Origin of the sequence: Blautia sp. aa_0143, assembly GCF_004167315.1 — a bacterium.
Taxonomy (GTDB): domain Bacteria; phylum Bacillota; class Clostridia; order Lachnospirales; family Lachnospiraceae; genus Blautia_A; species Blautia_A fusiformis.
Genome location: NZ_RCXU01000008.1, coordinates 72,778 through 90,813, shown reverse-complemented (window position 1 = coordinate 90,813; position 18,036 = coordinate 72,778). Strand labels below are relative to the sequence as shown.

The 18,036-nt window shown below is 47.0% G+C and carries 14 protein-coding genes; 1 reads left to right on the top strand and 13 read right to left on the bottom strand.

The genetic code is table 11. The features are described 5' to 3' along the window. Positions 1–3: 3 nt before the first annotated feature. The 6 genes from EAI83_RS05515 to EAI83_RS05490 form a co-directional block, all read right to left on the bottom strand. The gene (locus EAI83_RS05515; protein WP_129974742.1) at positions 4–1,770 is read right to left on the bottom strand and encodes a peptidoglycan D,D-transpeptidase FtsI family protein; all 1,767 of its coding nucleotides are present in this window, start codon (positions 1,768–1,770) and stop codon (positions 4–6) included. A gap of 67 nt (positions 1,771–1,837) precedes the next feature. Next, a complete protein-coding gene (locus EAI83_RS05510; RefSeq protein ID WP_044961565.1) occupies positions 1,838–3,907 on the bottom strand; it encodes a peptidoglycan D,D-transpeptidase FtsI family protein in 2,070 nt (689 codons plus the stop codon). Positions 3,908–3,937: 30 nt separating this feature from the next. Continuing rightward, positions 3,938–4,507 carry a hypothetical protein gene (locus EAI83_RS05505; protein WP_015526105.1) on the bottom strand — a complete coding sequence of 190 codons (570 nt, stop codon included), beginning with the start codon at positions 4,505–4,507 and terminating at the stop codon, positions 3,938–3,940. A gap of 22 nt (positions 4,508–4,529) precedes the next feature. Then, complete coding sequence (gene rsmH / locus EAI83_RS05500; protein ID WP_015526106.1) at positions 4,530–5,465, bottom strand: 16S rRNA (cytosine(1402)-N(4))-methyltransferase RsmH; 936 nt, start codon at positions 5,463–5,465, stop codon at positions 4,530–4,532. A 35-nt stretch (positions 5,466–5,500) separates the two neighbouring features. Then, a complete protein-coding gene (gene mraZ, locus EAI83_RS05495; protein ID WP_021651636.1) occupies positions 5,501–5,932 on the bottom strand; it encodes a division/cell wall cluster transcriptional repressor MraZ in 432 nt (143 codons plus the stop codon). Positions 5,933–6,235: 303 nt separating this feature from the next. After that, complete coding sequence (locus EAI83_RS05490; RefSeq protein WP_129974741.1) at positions 6,236–9,280, bottom strand: glycoside hydrolase family 2 TIM barrel-domain containing protein; 3,045 nt, start codon at positions 9,278–9,280, stop codon at positions 6,236–6,238. Between the two features lie 140 nt (positions 9,281–9,420). Here EAI83_RS05490 and EAI83_RS05485 point away from each other — a divergent pair, with 140 nt between their 5' ends. Continuing rightward, a complete protein-coding gene (locus EAI83_RS05485) occupies positions 9,421–10,227 on the top strand; it encodes a helix-turn-helix domain-containing protein (protein ID WP_015526109.1) in 807 nt (268 codons plus the stop codon). A 188-nt stretch (positions 10,228–10,415) separates the two neighbouring features. On the opposite strand, the gene lgt is transcribed toward EAI83_RS05485, so the two are convergent. The 7 genes from lgt to EAI83_RS05450 all read right to left on the bottom strand — a co-directional run bounded on the left by lgt (position 10,416) and on the right by EAI83_RS05450 (position 18,035). Continuing rightward, complete coding sequence (gene lgt, locus EAI83_RS05480; RefSeq protein ID WP_092071165.1) at positions 10,416–11,534, bottom strand: prolipoprotein diacylglyceryl transferase; 1,119 nt, start codon at positions 11,532–11,534, stop codon at positions 10,416–10,418. A 56-nt stretch (positions 11,535–11,590) separates the two neighbouring features. Further along, positions 11,591–12,688 (bottom strand): redox-regulated ATPase YchF, encoded by a 1,098-nt coding sequence (gene ychF / locus EAI83_RS05475; protein ID WP_044961563.1) that lies wholly within the window; start codon positions 12,686–12,688, stop codon positions 11,591–11,593. A gap of 145 nt (positions 12,689–12,833) precedes the next feature. After that, on the bottom strand, positions 12,834–13,508 hold the full coding sequence (locus EAI83_RS05470) for a thiamine diphosphokinase (protein WP_129974740.1): 675 nt from the start codon (positions 13,506–13,508) through the stop codon (positions 12,834–12,836). A gap of 2 nt (positions 13,509–13,510) precedes the next feature. Further along, on the bottom strand, positions 13,511–14,185 hold the full coding sequence (rpe, locus tag EAI83_RS05465) for a ribulose-phosphate 3-epimerase (RefSeq protein WP_015526113.1): 675 nt from the start codon (positions 14,183–14,185) through the stop codon (positions 13,511–13,513). 3 nt (positions 14,186–14,188) lie between these two features. After that, positions 14,189–15,067, bottom strand: a complete 879-nt coding sequence (gene rsgA, locus EAI83_RS05460) for a ribosome small subunit-dependent GTPase A (protein ID WP_021651619.1) — start codon at positions 15,065–15,067, stop codon at positions 14,189–14,191. A 2-nt stretch (positions 15,068–15,069) separates the two neighbouring features. After that, on the bottom strand, positions 15,070–17,295 hold the full coding sequence (gene pknB, locus EAI83_RS05455) for a Stk1 family PASTA domain-containing Ser/Thr kinase (protein ID WP_129974739.1): 2,226 nt from the start codon (positions 17,293–17,295) through the stop codon (positions 15,070–15,072). Next, complete coding sequence (locus tag EAI83_RS05450; protein WP_021651617.1) at positions 17,289–18,035, bottom strand: Stp1/IreP family PP2C-type Ser/Thr phosphatase; 747 nt, start codon at positions 18,033–18,035, stop codon at positions 17,289–17,291. The genes pknB and EAI83_RS05450 overlap by 7 nt, the downstream gene beginning before the upstream one ends. Position 18,036: the final 1 nt, after the last annotated feature.

The following is an 18,036-nucleotide window of genomic DNA, read 5'->3' as shown; positions in this document are numbered from 1 at the left end:
TCATTAATCAACCCCATCTGCCCGGTTTTCCCCGAATGGAGTTTCCGTAACTGTCCTCTCGATTCCAAGATAGGGAAGTACATTTTCAAAAATACTGCGTACCACCGGTGCGGCAATGATCCCACCATAATACATACCCTGGGGTGCATAGATGATACAAAGAGCCAGGACCTTCGGATCCTCTGCCGGGGCAAACCCCAGGAATGAAGAAATATATCTGCCGGAGCCTCTGGGCAGTGTCTGAGAGGTAGCTGTTTTTCCCCCAATGGAAAATCCCTGGATCCCGGCATTTTTTCCGGAGCCTTCTGAAACTACAGTTTCCAGGATCGTACGTACTGTCCGGGAAGTCTCACCGGACACGATCCCGCTTTCCACCGGATATTCCAGTGTCCGCACCTTTGTTCCGTCCGCACTTTCCACGCTAATCCCAAAATGAGGTGTGATCCGGTTTCCGCCATTGATGATCCCACTGACGGTTGTTGCAAGCTGGATCGGTGTGATCTGAAACGACTGGCCAAAGGATACCGTGGCAAGCTCCACCTCTCCCATATTTTTGGGGTTATGCATGATCGTTCCTGCCTCTCCCGGAAGATCTATCCCTGTTTTTTTCAAAAGTCCGAACTGTTTAAAATATTTGTAATAACGGTCTGCTCCAAGCCGCAGGCCCACCTCAATAAATACCGGGTTGCAGGAGTTCTGAGCACCTTCTACAAAACTCTGCGCACCATGTCCTGTTCTCTTTGCACAGTGGATCCGCCGGTCCTCCACCACCTTATAGCCCGGACAGAAAAAGCGATCCTCTGTTGACACCACTCCTTCCTCCAGCCCTGCTGCCATAGTGATGATCTTAAAAGTCGAGCCAGGTTCATAGGTATCATTCAGGCAGGGGTTTCTCCACATCCGGTTCAGAAGATCCTGCTTCTTTTCTCCCTCTGCTGCTGTTTCTTCTGTATTCAGAGTAAACGGATCGTTCAGATCAAATTCAGGCACATTGACACAGGCATAGATTTCTCCGTTCTGAGGGTTCATAAGCAGTATGGAAACTCTCTCCGCCTGTTTTTCTTCCATGACTTTACCTGCTGCCTGCTGCACATATTCCTGGATATTAACATCCAGACTGGTACGCAGAGTATTTCCTGACACCGGTTCCTTCCTCCGTTCTCCGGTTCCGTCGATCTCCACACCACGTGCATCCGTAACTGTGAGGATCTTTCCAGGCTCTCCTTTCAGGATCTCATCGTATTTCACTTCAAGACCAATGATCCCCTGATTATCACCTCCGGTAAATCCCAGTACTTTTGAAGCGAGAGATCCATAAGGATAATATCTCCGATAATCCTCATCTATCTTCACTCCCTCAAGGTCATATTCCCGGATCCTGTCTCCAATGCTTTTTTCCACGTTTGTCTGTATTCTTTCAATAGAAGAAATTTTTTCAACTTTTTTTCGGATTTCCTCTTCTTTTACAGACAATGCTCCGGACAGTACACGGATCACTTTTTCAGGATCTTTGATCTGGCTGTGTATCACCGATACTGTGCAGACTGTCCGGTTATCTGCCAGAATATTTCCCCTGATGTCCAGGATCTTTCCCCTGGCTGCTTTTATGTCACGTTCCCTCTCATGAAGATCCTCCGCCTTTTTTGAATAATATTCTGCCCGAATGTTCATAAGATACCAGAGTCTTCCCACAAGTCCCAGAAGAAGCATTATGCAGATCAGAAAAACCATCCATATTTTTTTCCTGTGATAAACCATGGTCCGGATCATAAAAAAATCCCTCTCAGAGGTCGTCACTGTAATATATGACGTTCCTCTGAGAGGGTATTCTTTTTATCTATTCCAGACCGGCCTCCTCGTTGGTAAGACCTTCGCTCTGCATATCGTTATTATCTTCGGTATCACTGTCCTCCGACTCATCTTCCGGCGGACTTGGTACATTCTCATCGGAAATTGCCTCCTTCTGCCCGTCCGCGCCGGTTCCTGTTGCAGAATCGCTGATTCCCTTAAAAAGTTCCCACAGCTCTGTAGTCGGAACTTCTCCATCCTCTGCCTCATCCGGCTGTACATTCAGATACGGAAGTGCTTCGGAAAGGATTCCCTGTGCAATGTACTGTGCGTACGTACTGCTTGCCTGATCATCTACCTTCGGCTCATCCACAACTACATAAATCACAAGCGCCGGATCATCTACCGGTGCAAATCCGATAAAGGATACCAGATACTTGCCATTGCCTCGCGGAAGCTTCTCGGCAGTACCGGTTTTACCACCGGAGCTGTAGCCCTGCACCTTGGAGGTACGGCTGGTACCATGGTCTACGCTGGCAGCCATGTAGGAGCGGATATCTGCAGATATCTTCTCGGAAATCGTCTGCTTCATCAGTGTCGGAGAGATCGTTTTTACGATTCCGCCGCTGCTGTCCTTGATCTTCGTCACCAGATGAGGCTGATAGTAGTATCCTCCATTGATCACAGAACACATTGCATTGATCTCCTGTATCATGGTCAGTGTATAGCCCTGTCCGAAAGCAGAGCATGCAAGCTCCGTTTCTCCCATGGTATCGCTGGTATGGATCACACCGCTTCCCTCATTGGGAAGATCGATACCGGTTCTTGTTCCGAAATTGAAAACGCTCTGTGTCTTAAGAAAATTATCTTTTCCCATCTTTGCTGCGATCTGCATCATACCATCGTTGCAGGAATTGGCAATGACATCGGAAAGAGCTTCTGTCCCGTGAGCATCCGGCCATACCGCACATTTGATAAAAGTAGTCGCACCTTCCGCTCCAAAAGACTGTCCGCCGTCACAGACAAAATTATCGTTCTCGGAAATCGCTCCCATTTCAAGTGCGGAGCCCATAACAATGGGCTTTACAACCGATCCCGGCTCGTAGGCATCTGTCACGCAGAAATTACTCCACATTCCGTTCAGCGCTTCCACGGTTTCCTCATCGTTCATGGCAGCGATCTCACTCTGGGAATACACATTTGAAAGATCTCTCGGGTTATTCAGGTCATAACGGTCACCGCCGTCCATTGCCAGGATCTCTCCTGTTTTCGGATCCTCGATGATCACGCCTACATTTTTGGCTCCCATCTTTTCTTCAAAGGTATTTACATATTTTTCCACGATCTGCTGAAGTCCCAGATCCAGCGAGGTCTCAATGCTTTTGCCATCCGTCGGTTCGATGATCGTCTGTTCTACGTCGGAATTGTTGTTGATGTATCCGTACTGTCTTCCATCCACGCCGGTAAGTGTCGCATTGTAATATCCTTCCAGTCCGGCATCCGCCACATCTCTGGAAAGTGTAAATCCAACGGTATCACAGGCAGTCTCATTAAACGGATAAGATCTGAGATAATCTTCCTCAAACCATACACCTGTGATCCTGGAACGTTCTTTCAGCTGCGTGGCAGTCAGTTCACTGTCGTCTCCCGGATCTTCGTATTTTTCGAAAGCTTTTTTGTCGTCCATGGAAATCTGTTTCTTTACGATCTGATACTGACTTTTTTTTGTACTGCTGTCGGTGAGAAGCTTCCGCATCTCATCTTCATCCAATCCCAGGACTTCCACAAGAGCCTTTATGGTAGGCTCCACGGAATCCTGATCCTTATTGACCTCCAGACAGTCAAGAACCACATTATAGACCTTGTTGCTGGTTGCCAGGATATTCCCGTTCCGGTCATAGATATCGCCTCTTTTTGCCGGGAGTGTCTGATTTTCATATTTCTGCTGAGCCTGACTCAGCACCTGCTTTCGATATTTGCTTCCGCTGGTGGCATTGATATAGGTAATTCTTGCCACCAAACCGACTAAAGCCAGCAACACTAAGGAAAATAGTACTGCCAGCTTTTTCTTCATACTGTAATTTATTTTTTTTACCGGCCTGCGCCTTCTTGTACTCAATCGATCACCTGCTTAAAAACTGTACTTCTGTTACTTGTGTGTGTCCACATCCTGATATTGTCTCACATAACTGTTTCCTTCCGTGGTATAGGTCTGTATCTGATCCTCCGAAGGATATTTCATTCCAAGCTCGCCGATAGCTTTTTTCTTGATCTCGCTGATATCCACTGCAGAAGTGACCTGACTGTAATATGCATCGTTATCTTCTTTCAGCTGTGCAAGCTCAGATTCCAGATTTGCAACATTTTTCATACTCGCCGTGATTTCGGATTTTACCTGAAGATAATTGATACAGGTAAAAAGTACCGCGATGGAAACTGCCGTAAGAAACAGAACGAACCCCTTGTTCATGGCCATTGCCTTTTCCCGGTTCCGCTGTGCCTGTCTGCTTACCACCTGTTTTGCCGGTGTCACAGGTACTGCGGATTTCTGTTTTCTTTTCTGAGCCAGCCGTCGCCTTTCCTGTATCTCGGGCAGATCAGTCCTCTGAGGAACTTCCTGCAGCCGTTTTACCGCATTTCCCTGAACATACATTTCTCTGCTGTTCCTGACGGTATTTCGATTTCTTCTGGCTGTAGTCCCTCTTCCTGTCTTCGCCATTTGCCTACCTTCCATCTCTCAACTACATTTTCCGTTCAAAAATACGAAGCTTCGCACTTTTGGACCTCGGATTCTCTTCCATTTCCTCTTTTCCCGGTAAGATCGGTTTCCTTGTGATCACCTTACCCTTGGATTTCTTTCCGCATACGCAGACCGGAAAATCCGGCGGGCAGGTACAGGGATTTTCATTTTTTCGGAAAATGGTCTTAACGATCCTGTCTTCCAGAGAATGGAATGTAATGATACAGATCCTTCCTCCGTCATCCAGGAGATCGATCATGCCGTCCAGGGAATCCCGAAGCACGTCAAGCTCCCGGTTGAGCTCAATACGTATTGCCTGAAAAGTCCTCTTGGCCGGATGTCCTCCTGTAGCTTGTATTTTCATGGGGATCGCACCCCGTATGATCTCTGTCAGTTCTCCGGTTGTCCGGATCGGTGCCTGCTCTCTGGCAGCCACAATATGTTTCGCTATATTTTTGGCAAATTTATCTTCGCCGTAATCGCGGATAATCCGATACAGCTCCCGTTCCTCATAACCGTTGACTATATCACCGGCTGTACGGCTCTGTCTTCTGTCCATTCGCATGTCCAGAGGAGAATCGTACCGATAGGAAAAACCTCTCTCTTCATTATCCAGCTGATAAGATGACACTCCCAAATCCAGCAGGATCCCGTCCACCTTCTCAATGCCACGGGATCTCAGCTCATCTGCCATGTAACAATAATTGCTGCGAATGATTGTCACCTGATTAAAGGCTGACAGCCGTTCACTCGCAGCAATTATCGCATCCTGGTCTTGATCTATGCCAATAAATCTCCCCTTGGCAGAAAGTTTCTTACACACCTCTGTGGCGTGTCCCGCTCCTCCTAAAGTGCCATCCACATAGATTCCATCCGGCTTTACCCTTAAGCCGTCAATGGTCTCATTGAGTAATACAGATTTATGCTTAAATTCCATATCCGTCTCCTGTGGGATTTCTACCTGCGTTATGCTCAAATGACGATTCCTATGTTCTGCATGCTTTCCGCAATGCTGTCCATATCATCATAATTGCAGTTCTCGCTCCACTTCTCTTTGCTCCAAACCTCGATCCGGTTCAGATTACCCGTAAGCACCACATCCTTATCTAGACCAGCGAACTGGCGCAGCGTCTGCGGCACCAGGATTCTTCCCTGCTTATCCAGCTGACATGTTGTAGCTCCGGCTACAAAGAAACGTGAAAAGGTTCTTGCGTCTTTATTTGTAAGTGGTAATGCTCGGAGTTTCTCTTCAAAAGCAACCCATTCATCCATCGGATAAATAGAAAGGCAACCATCCAACCCTCTTGTCAGTACGAACTCTTCCCCTAAGAGTTCCCTGAACCTGGAAGGGATGATCAGACGCCCCTTCGCGTCGATCGTATGATTATACTCGCCCATGAACATGAAACCCACCTACTCTCGTGAAACACGATTCTCCCCTTCGTGCTTCCAGGGTGCAAATGGTGTGTTCTGCCACTCATCCCCATTCGCTACCACTATTCACCACTTTCTACCACTTATGTAATCATTCTAAACTATTTACCATGAAAAAACAAGTGCATATCCAAGTTTTTTTTCATTTCATGAAATATCCACAGGTTTTTTTTCAACCTGTTTATTTTCTGTGCATTATTATGAAATGAAAAAGCTTCCGGACAATCGCCGGAAGCTTTTTTCTGACTTTATGTTCTGTTATTTTATGACATTTTAAAGGCCTTTGAACGCAAAGGAAAATTTCATCTTTCCATTGGTATCCAGAAGGTATTCCGGATGGGTGCGGGCACCCCAGCTGTCATCTCCTCCAACACCCATCTGCGCCTTCGCGGCACGGACAACGGTATAATGGATTGCCGGAAGCTCATAGGGATGCATGGCATTTTCCATTTCATGAGGAGTATATGGAAGTGCCGAGAACATCATCGGGCCGTTTTCTTTATCCATCTCAAAGAGCATTCCTCTACCCTTTCTGTCTGTGATCTTTGCCCAGCGTACTTCCTCTTTGTTTCCGCATTCCTGCGGCACAAGATAGCGTGCCATATTGTCTGTCACGAGATTCTCATAAATGCCGAGCTTTGCGCCATGCTTCCGGTCTGCATAAGTCTCTGCCGGTCCCAGGCCGTACCACTGAACATGATCATAATCCGCATTGAATTTAAAGAGTACTCCGAACTCCGGCATATCGCCCAGCTCTTTTACAGGATCATAGGTCAGCGTTGTCTTTACTCTTCCATCTCCGGTTACCTCATAGGCAAGGCGGCATTCACTGGCAGGCGTAGTTGGCAGTATGTAGGTAAAAGCAACCTCCACGCTGTTTTCGTGAACCGTTGTTTCCGGAGCATTGGCCGGACCATACATGCCTTTTCGGTAATCCTTATGACTTGCGTACATGCTGGCGATCTTCCACTGTGCATAGCGCATCTGCATCAGACTTCCGCAATCATTATCTGTAGGTGCTCTCCAGAAGTTGGGCTTCGGAATCGCTTCGATCATTTCTCTTCCTGCATATTTATACGAAACCAGACCACCATTGAGAACGGAAAACAGCACTTCGAAATTTTCCCCGCGGACACCGATGTTATGAAGGCTTCTCACAAGCTCCACGCCACACGCAGGAGCTTCCGGTGTTCCTTCCACCTGATAAACATACTGGCCGAAAGCAACCTCATGTCCTGCCTCTGCCCAAAGTGTTTTTTCTCTGAGAAGGAAGGCTACGGTTACCGTATATTCGCCCGGGCGCTGCTGTTTTCCAAATGGAAGTCTGTAGGTCTGTTGGCTTAAAGGCTCCACCGCTGTATCCAGTGTCTCTGTGCGGAGAACATGACCGTTCTTTGCAAGAGTCACTTCACATCGGAATGTGTCCGTATTTACAAAAAGATTTTTGTTGATGATCTTAACAGAATCCTCACTTACCTGCGCAGTGATATTCTGGTAGTTGAATTTTACCTCCTGCATCTTTGGTGAAGCATCTCTGTCTCCACCGTATGCGATACCGTTTCCACTGAAATTATAATCTGTAGGACGTTCACCGAAGTCTCCGCCGTATGCCTGGAATTCTTTACCGTAACGGTCTTTTTTGTAAATAGACTGATCAATGTAATCCCAGATAAAGCCACCCTGATATTTCGGTTCTGTATCTGTAAGATCTGTATATTTATGCATTGCGCCGCAGGAATTTCCCATTGCATGGGTATACTCACAGCAAATAAACGGCTTGCTGTCATCCTTTGCAAGGAACTCCCGGATCGCTTCTACGGAAGGATACATCTGGCTTTCCATGTCACTGGTGGCATTGTAGCTGCGGTCATGGAAAACCCCCTCATAATGTACCAGTCTTGTAGGATCATTCTTGTGGTAGAACTCAGACATCTCAAAGATATCTTTTCCACCAAAGGATTCATTTCCACAGGACCAGATCAGGATCGCCGGGTGGTTCTTGTCACGCTGATACATGGAATTTACACGGTCTAGCATCATGCCCAGCCATTCTGGTTTGTTGTGCGGAACGATATCCGTGTGATCTCCGGTAAATTCTGCTATATCCCAGGTTCCGTGAGACTCCAGATTGTTTTCTGCGATCATGTAAATACCATATTCATCACAGAGACGGTAGATCGGAGATGCATCCGGATAATGACAGGTACGGATCGCATTGATGTTGTTCTGTTTCATGGTCACGATGTCTTTGAGCAGTTCCTCCCGGGACACATGTCTTCCTGTGACAGAGCTGAACTCATGGCGGTTCACACCCTTGAATACGATACGTTTTCCGTTAAGGGTCATGATACCATCCTTCATTTCAAAACGGCGGAAACCGACTTTCTCCGGGATGATCTCCTGGAGCTTTCCGCTTTCATCACTGATCTCCAGCTCCAGATCATAGAGATTCGGCTCTTCTGCACTCCAGAGAAGGGGATCCTGAATCTCCCAGGTACAGGTATCCTCTCCGTTCAGAGATCTTTCCTCCTGCAAAAGGATCTCTCCCTTTCCGGAAAGTGTAAGCTTCATTTTTCCTTTTCCCCAGGTACTGGTCACGATCTCAAGCTCGGCTTTTTTGAGAGTTTCATCCGGAATGGCACGGATCCTGAGATCATATACATGGACATCCGGTACCGTAAACAGATAAACATCTCTGTAAATTCCGGAAAAACGGTAAAAATCCTGATCCTCGCACCAGCTGCTGGCTGTCCATTTAAACACCTGTGCCGCCAGCTTGTTCTCGCCGTCCTTCAGATATTCCGTAAGCTCGAATTCTGACGGAGTAAAAGAATCTTCACTGTATCCCACAAATTTTCCATTGAGCCACAGAGCCAGGCCGCTCTCTGCTCCCTGGAATGAAACAAATACTCTTTTTCCTTTCATGCTCTCCGGCACATGGAAATATCTCACATAGCTTGCCACCGGGTTAAAACGTTCCGGAATCTGTCCCGGATGAAGTTCTTCATGGCCTTCCCACGGATACTGGACATTGGCATACTGCGGTGCATCATATCCTTCCATCTGGATATGTGCCGGCACATAAATGTCCTCCCAGTCCTTACAGGAATATGCTTCTTCCTCAAAACCTGGGATAGCAGATGCATAATTCCGTGCATAATGGAACTTCCAGAGACCATTCAGACTGTGACGGAAAGAAGTTTTCCCATCTTCTCTCTCTTCCTCACAGCGATAATATGTATGATCTGAGTGGGCATCCATTCTTCCGTCGCTGAAATACCGGGGATCTTTTAACAGAGAATGATCAAATTTTTTCATTTTTTCCTCCTGCCCGGCAGATTCTGTTTTTTCTGCCGGATCCTTCGTTTTTTATGCTATGATCATTATAGTATAATCCACCGGATTATGGTATAATATGTTTCGCCAAAATATATAACATTTAGAAACAGGTGAATATCATGTCGATCTATTTCAGAAACACTCCGGTCAGTGCTCCCTTCATGTTTGAATCTCTTGGGAACCACTGGAATCAGGTTAATATCTTCCGTCCGGACGGATATCCGTATTATCATTACCTCCAGACTGAAAAGGGTACCGGACGCATTGAAGTCCGTGGAAAATTTTATACTCTCGGAGCCAACGAGGGCATCCTCATCGCCCCCGGTGTCCCTCATTCCTATCACAGGGAGTCTACTTCCTGGACCACGATGTTTGCCACCTTCACAGGAACACTGGCAGGCAGCATTCCTTCCATGACAGACAACCAGGAAGTGATCCTTATCGAAAAGGAACAAGGAGCCAGTATCCGGAAAATGATTTCTTCTACCTTGCGTAAATATCATCAGCCCACACCGGATATGAAATCTCTTTCTTCCGACTGCTATAATTTTCTTATGAATTTTACAGACTGTGCAGCTTCTCCGAAGATACAGGATAATCCTCTCTACCAGAGATATGTGATCCCGGTAATAAAAGAAATCGAAACCGGTTATCAGCAGGATATCACTGCAGCGCAGCTGAGCCGGAGCGTTTTTGTCTCTCCACAGTATCTTTCCCGTCTGTTCCGCCGTTTTATGGGCTGCTCAGTTTACGAGTACGTTACCATGTACCGCATCAGCCGCGCACGTGAGCTTCTGCTTTCCAGACCGGATATGAAGATCCAGGATGTTGCCGGCGCTTCCGGATTTTCCGATGCCAGCCACTTTATCGCCATGTTCCGTAAAGTCACAGGCACAACTCCTCTGGATTTTCGAAAGATGTACTGATATATTCTACTGCACAGCACAAAAACTGCCCTGCCGGAAACGTCGTAGAAGACGTTTTCCTGCAGGGCAGTTTTCTGCTGCTCTTATCAACCAAATGCCGGTATCCTATATTCTGATCCATCAGACAAAAGCACCTGTATCCTATATCTGTTTGATCTCAGTTTCCGTAATATAATTCCAGAATACGATCAACTCTTTGGCTGGCCTCCAGATTCTTCAGAAGATCGCTCCTGCTCCTGATCTGGCTGTCCAGCTTCTTCCGTTCCTCCTGCAGCTGCTGCAAAAGTGACGCTTTCCGAAGAGCTTCCTCTTTCTTCTGTATCTCGTTCTGATCCATTTTTTTCTCCCTGTACAGTCTCTGTTTCCAGATTCTCTGCTACATTTTCCCGTTGCTGTTCCGCTTCTTTCTCTGCCTGCTGATCTTTCTCGATCCTTCTCATCCGTACTTTTGCCCGCTTTCTGGACATCACGCGTTTCACTGCAACTACCACGGTGCAAAGAACAAAAAGTATTACCGAGATCACCAGTGAAACATCCACGCCGGTTCCCGGAAACAGTATTTTATCTGTGCGGAACCACTGGAGCACTGCTCTTCCAAGACCATAGCCTGCCAGATATCTCAGAAAGATCTCTCCCTGAAATACTTTTTTGCGAAGCAGCATCATAAGCATCAAAAGCACAAGCAGACACCAGAGACTTTCATAGAAAAACAAGGGCTGTACCAAAATCCAGGTACCACCGTCCACGGTTTGAAGCTTTTCACGCATAGCCGTGGTGACCTCTCCTGCCCGTACCGCAGTCAGCGGCAGCTGCATGGAAAAAATGTTGTCTGCATATTCCCCGAAAGATTCTCTGTTAAAAAAGCTTCCCCACTTTCCTATTATCTGCCCGATCAGAAGTCCCATGCAGGCAAGATCTGCCATCTGCCAGAAGGATTTCTTTCGGATCCTGCAGTAGACCGCACCACCCAGCACACCGCCCAGAAGTCCGCCATAAAACATAAGTCCTCCGGACCGTATATTCAGAAGCTGTCCCGGATCATTTTTATAAAGACTCCAGGAAAAAGCCGCATAAAGCAGCCTTGCCCCTGCCACACCGGAAAGCAGCGTTATGATGGCCAGATCCAGATATGCATCCGGATCTTCATGATTTCTTCTGGCTTCCAGTACCACAAAAAAGATTCCCAGAAGCATTCCTATCGCGATCAGGACGCCATAGATCGTGATCTCAAAGCCAAAGATCTCAAAGGATCTCGGCACATGATCCAAAACCAGATTTAATCCGGGAAACCGAATTGACATATCCATAAAATCACCTGTTATAATTTTTCAGCTTACAGCCGGTATTTCACAGACGTTGGTGATCACACGTTAAATCTGAATAAGATCACATCTCCGTCCTGTACAACGTACTCTTTTCCTTCCATACGTACAAGGCCCTTCTCTCTGGCACCTGCATAGGAACCGCAATCCAGAAGATCCTGATAATTCACAACCTCTGCTTTGATAAATCCACGTTCAAAGTCTGTGTGGATCTTACCTGCTGCCTGCGGTGCCTTGGTTCCGATCTTGATAGTCCATGCTCTTGTCTCATCCTCTCCTGCTGTCAGGAAGCTCATAAGGCCAAGAAGGTGATAGCTTGCGCGCACCAACTTCTCCAGGCCGGATTCTGTCAGTCCCAGATCCTCAAGGAACATCTTTCTCTCATCCTCATCCAGCTCGGAGATCTCCTCCTCGATCTGCGCACAGATCACAAATACCTCGCTGTTCTGTTTGGCAGCATATTCACGTACTGCCTGTACATACTGATTGTTCGCCCCATCATCTGCGATATCATCCTCTGCAACGTTAGCCGCATAGATCACCGGTTTTGCAGTAAGAAGATTATAGGTTGCAAGCCATGCATCCTCATCTTCGTTCTCTGTTTCCAGAGTAATGGCAAGCTGTCCCTCTTCCAGATGCGCCTTTACTTTTTCAAGGAATGCAAGCTCTTTGGCAGCTTCCTTATCCATACGTGCAGTCTTGGTAACCTTGGCAATTCTTCTCTCGAGGATCTCAAGATCAGAGAAAACAAGCTCCAGATTAATAGTCTCGATATCGCGGAGCGGATCAATGCTTCCATCTACATGAACAACATTGGAATCCTCAAAGCAGCGTACCACGTGAACGATAGCATCTACCTCACGGATATTTGCAAGGAACTGGTTTCCAAGTCCCTCTCCCTTAGATGCGCCTTTTACAAGACCTGCAATATCGACGAATTCGATCACTGCCGGTGTTACTTTTTTTGATTTATAAAAATCTCCGAGAAGATTCAGTCTCTCATCCGGAACGGTTACAACACCCACATTGGGGTCGATAGTACAGAACGGATAGTTTGCGGATTCTGCTCCGGCTTTTGTCAGTGAATTGAATAATGTACTTTTTCCTACGTTAGGAAGACCTACGATTCCTAATTTCATCTCTCTATATACGTCCTTTCGATATATTTATTTACAGTATTTTTCAGATACTCTTTAAACAGGCCTTTCCGTTTTTCAGGCCATTCCTGTCCCATATTACCATACACAGCCTGAAATCGCAACTGTGAGGCATTTATTGTTACTGTCAGTCCCTGGACATGATCATCAGAAGCTGCCCGCTTTCATACAGGATCTCTGCGGTTTCTTCCGAAATCTCATTGCTGACGGTCAGTCCACTGTCTTCTACTGTCAGATGATATCCGTTCAGCGGATACTTAAATCCCCTCAGAGTGAGGCCTGTCACATCACCTCCCACAGTAAAGAATGAAACATATTTTCCAAACTGCTCCTCTCTGTGCAGTATGGTTCCGCTTTCTGCAAGTGTGATATAATTCCACTGATCTGCGATCGCAATACGAACGCCCTGTTCCTTACCCATGGAAAGCAGTCCCAGATTCGCCAGCACATGATCCAGCCTTGTGCCGGTAGCTCCCAGGATCAGGATATCCTTTGCGCCCTTGAGAATCATCTGATTTACCGCAGACTGTGTATCCGAATCATCCTTCTCTGGCTTCAGCCTGATGATCTCCGGTCCCTTCAGGCTTTCCATATATTTTTGACCTTCTTCGGAAAGACTGTCAAAATCCCCAATTGCAAGATCCGGAATAAATTCCCGGTTTTTCATAAACCATTCCATCCCCTTATCTGCAGCAACAAGAGTGATTTTCTCTCCTCGGCTTTCTTCTATTCTTTTTTTTAAAAAATCGAGGGCAAAACCATTCTGGATATTGCCCCCGCTGATTATTATTGTATCGATCATTTTCAGTCCAGCTCTTTTTTGATATTGTGGATTTTTTCTGTAATGTGTCTTACATTGGCTGCCACATCGCCCTTAAATACCCAGGAACCTGCGACCATGAGGTTTGCACCGGCACGCATAACAGTCTCCAGTGTATCATCATTGATACCACCATCTACCTGGATATCAACATCCAGCTCTTCTTCATCAATAAGCTCACGAAGCTCCTGGATCTTCTCCGTGCATTCGTCCATGTATTTCTGTCCGCCAAATCCTGGCTGAACAGTCATTATCAGCACCATATCCACATCTTCAAGAAGATGGCTGATGTCATTTACCGGTGTGGATGGCTTGATCGAAACTGCCGCCTTTACCCCTGCTGCCCTGATCTGCTCCAGTGTACGCTCCAGATCCTCACATGCCTCCGCATGTACAGTAATGGAATCTGCTCCGCATTCTACAAAATCGCGGATATATCTTTCCGGTTCTGTTACCATCAAATGTACGTCGAAAAACATGTTGGATTCTTTCCGGATCGATTTGATCACCGGCATTCCAAAAGAAATGCTGGGAACAAAATCTCCATCCATAACATCAATATGCAGATATTCAACGCCTTCCTTTTCCAGAATTTTGATCTGTTCTCCCAGTCTGTTAAAATCTGCTGATAAGATCGACGGGCACAATCGGTATTCCATGACTCAGTATCTCCTTTTCTCTTTTAATTCCTGGTGCAGCTCCAGATAATCTTCATATCGGAGTCTGCTGATCTCATTGTTCTCAAGGGCTTCCTTAACAGCGCAGCCCGGTTCATGTATGTGACGGCACCCCTGAAAGCGGCACTGTCCTTCATATCTTCGGAACTCTGGAAAGTAATCCTTCAGTTCCTGCTCCTCCATATTTTCAATATATAAGGAGGAAAATCCCGGCGTATCCACAAGGAATGTATCCTGTGCCACCGGTATGATCTGTGCATGGCGCGTGGTATGTTTTCCCCGTTTCAGCTTACGGCTGATCTCACCGGTTTCCATCTCCACTTCTTCCTGAAGGGAATTTGTAAGAGAAGATTTTCCCACGCCGGATGGGCCGGCAACCACAGTTGTCCTGCCCTGAAGCACTTCTTCGATCTCGTCGAGTCCTTCTCCCTTCAGGGCACTTGACAGGATCACCTGATAGCCGCAACTCTGATATGTTTCATAGAGAAATTCCAGCTCTTCCGTTGTTGCCAGATCTTTTTTGTTAAAACAGATGACTGCCGGAACACCTTCCCTCTCCATCATAATGAGGAAACGATCCAGAAGCATGAAGTTCGGCTTCGGATTATCCATGGCAAAGATCACCAGTGCCTGATCTACATTGGCCACAGCCGGACGGATCAGAGAATTCTTCCGCTTGTGGATCTCCGTCACACTTCCCTCCAGTTCCTTTTCATCCAGAACTGTAATGTCCACATTGTCACCTACCAGAGGCTTGAATTTATCCTTACGGAAAATTCCCTTGGCTCTGCATTCATATGTATTACCGTCTTCTGCATATACGTAGTAGAATCCGGCAATACCTTTGATTATCTTTCCCTGCATGATCACTCAGCTTTCTTGAATGCAACCGTGTAGGTTCCAAGCTGCTGATAATCCCCGTCTACCTCTTCATAGAGATAGATGGTTCCTGAGGTAACGCCCTCAGCACCTGAGATATCAAGCTGATACGGGAAGCTGATATTCTGTCCATCAATGATGGTGGATGCCTTAGGCTCACCGTTTACGTCCTGGATCAGTTCCAGACGGATCGCGCCTCCATTGTAGCCGGACGGGGTATCCAGTGTCTGTGTACATTTCCAGCCTGTGTTTGCATTGACATCTGCTGTAGATGTAGTTGTGGATACTGTGCTGTCCGCAGATGCTGTGCTATCTGTAGATGCTGTACTGTCTGTAGATGCTGTACTATCTGCAGATGCTGCGCTGTCTGTGGATGGAGCCTTGTCACCGGAGCTGATGGTAATGCTGATCGGCTGATCCGGGTCTGCTGCCGCATAGGCTTCCGGATCCTGTGCGATAACTGTACCTGCAGCTTCTGTACTCTGCTGTTCTGTTATCTGGATATCAATAAATTTACCTAAAGTAGTAAGCGCATCATCCTTGGTCATTCCCACAACACTCGGGACCTCAGCATTATCGCCATAATCAACCCCTCGACTGACTGTCAGTGTTACAGAAGAGCCTGCCTGCACAGAAGTACCTGCTGCCGGCTCGACATTGTAAACATATCCCGGATCTACCAGTGCATATCCGTTGTCATCTGTGTCGCTGTATTCTTTCTGGACATTTACCTGAAGTCCAAGATCTTCCAGAGTCTGCTGTGCATCGATTCCTGTACGTCCATCCAGATCTGGGATCGTAACCTGTGCTGTTCCGGTGCTTACCCAGTATTTCACAGTTGTATTGGCTTCAACCTGTGTTCCCGCAGCTGTCTCCTGACGGGAGATCCTGCCTTTTTCCTGATCGGATGCCTCCTCACCAGCCATCTGGACACCCAGATGTGCATCGTTTGCAAGTGTTTTAGCCTCTTCCTCTGTCTTGCCTACAAGATCAGGAACGGTTGCCAGACCGTCAGCTGATGATTCCTGCTTCGCTTCTGCCTTGCTGCTGTCTGCCGCTCCGCTGCTGCCGGTTCCAAACAGTCCTGCGGCACGTCCAAGCACTACCACAAGAACGATCAGAAGGACTGCACCTCCGATCAGTGCCGCAATCGTCAGACCTCTTCCGGAACCATGATGCTTCTTTTTCTTTCCGGATCTATGCTCGGATCTCGGTCTGTATTCTTCCTCTGCATCATCGTAATCGTTATCGTCGTATTTTTCTTCCTCAAGTGCGGTGATCTCCGGTTTTGTGATCTGCTTCGGTGTATGTTTGATCTCACCAAGCTCTTCTTCTGAGATCACAACCGTCTTGGCATCGTTGTCAACTGTAGTAAGCTTTACAAAATCACCCTGGGGATCGATCAGAGAATGCTTCAGGTCTGCGATCACATCCTCCATACGGCTGTAGCGACGATCTACACTTTTCTGTGTACATTTCAGAATGATCTGCTCCAGACTGTACGGAAGGTCCGGTGTATACACACTTGGCGGGACCATCTCTTCCTGCAGATGCTTGATAGCGATTGCCACAGTGGTATCTCCGTCAAAAGGAACTCTTCCTGTGACCATCTCATACAGTGTGATTCCAAGAGAATAGATATCGCTCTTCTCATCGCTGTATCCGCCTCTCACCTGCTCAGGTGAGCTGTAATGTACAGATCCCATTACATTGGAGCTGATCGTATTGGAAGATGCAGCTCTGGCAATTCCAAAGTCTGTCACCTTTACTTTACCATCTGTGGAAATAATGATATTCTGAGGTTTCACATCTCTGTGAACGATACCATGGCTGTGTGCCGCCTCCAGACCCATAGAAACCTGGATTGCGATACTTGTAGCCTCTTTAATGGAAAGCTTTCCCTTCTTGGAGATGTATTCCTTCAGAGTGATACCCTCGATCAGTTCCATAACAATGTAATAAACACCGCCGTCATCTCCTACGTCAAATACATTGACGATATTCGGATGTGTAAGACCAGCTGCCGCCTGGGCCTCACTTCTGAATTTCTTTATAAACGTGGTGTCTTCCCGAAACTCCGGTTTCAGGACCTTCACGGCAACAAAACGGTTCAGCTTATGGTCCATAGCCTTATAGACATCTGCCATTCCGCCAGTTCCGATTTTTCCTACGATCTCATAGCGCTCGGCTATGATCATTCCCGTCTTCAACATGCTTCCACCTCATTCGTGAATGGCTCTACCAGTACGACTGCAATATTATCCTTACCACCATTCTGATTTGCTTCCCGAAGGAGCGCACTGCCCTTCTGATCAATATCTGCTTCCGGATCGGATATGATCTCTTGGATCTTCTCATCTTCAACCATATTGCTGAGACCGTCTGAACACATCAGGATCGTACATCCTTTTTCAAGTTTCAGATCAAAGAAATCCACATCCACCGTTTTCTCCGCGCCAAGTGCCCTTGTAATGATGTTCTTATCCGGATGATTCCGTGCTTCCGCTTCGCTGATCTCGCCCATTCTCACCATTTCCTGTACCAGGGAATGATCTCTGGTGACCTGGCGGATCCCGTCCTGGATCACATATAAACGGCTGTCACCCACATTGGCTACATAGGCATACTGATCTACAATAGTCGCCACCACCATAGTGGTTCCCATGCCCCGGAGGTTTTCGTCTTCCTGCGCACGGTTTCTGATCTCCGTGTTCGCAGCTTCGATCGCATGACGAATAACCTTCACAGGATTGTAATCCGCATCTTCACGGATTTCATCCACAAGGATCCGTACTGCATGTGAGGATGCATAGTCACCGGCGTTATGTCCGCCCATTCCGTCCGCGACTGTGAAAAGATTAGGCAGATTTCCAACCGGACCTTCAGATGCAAACACGTAATCCTGATTCATCTTCCGCTTCTGCCCTACATCAGTAGCTGAGTATATCCTCATG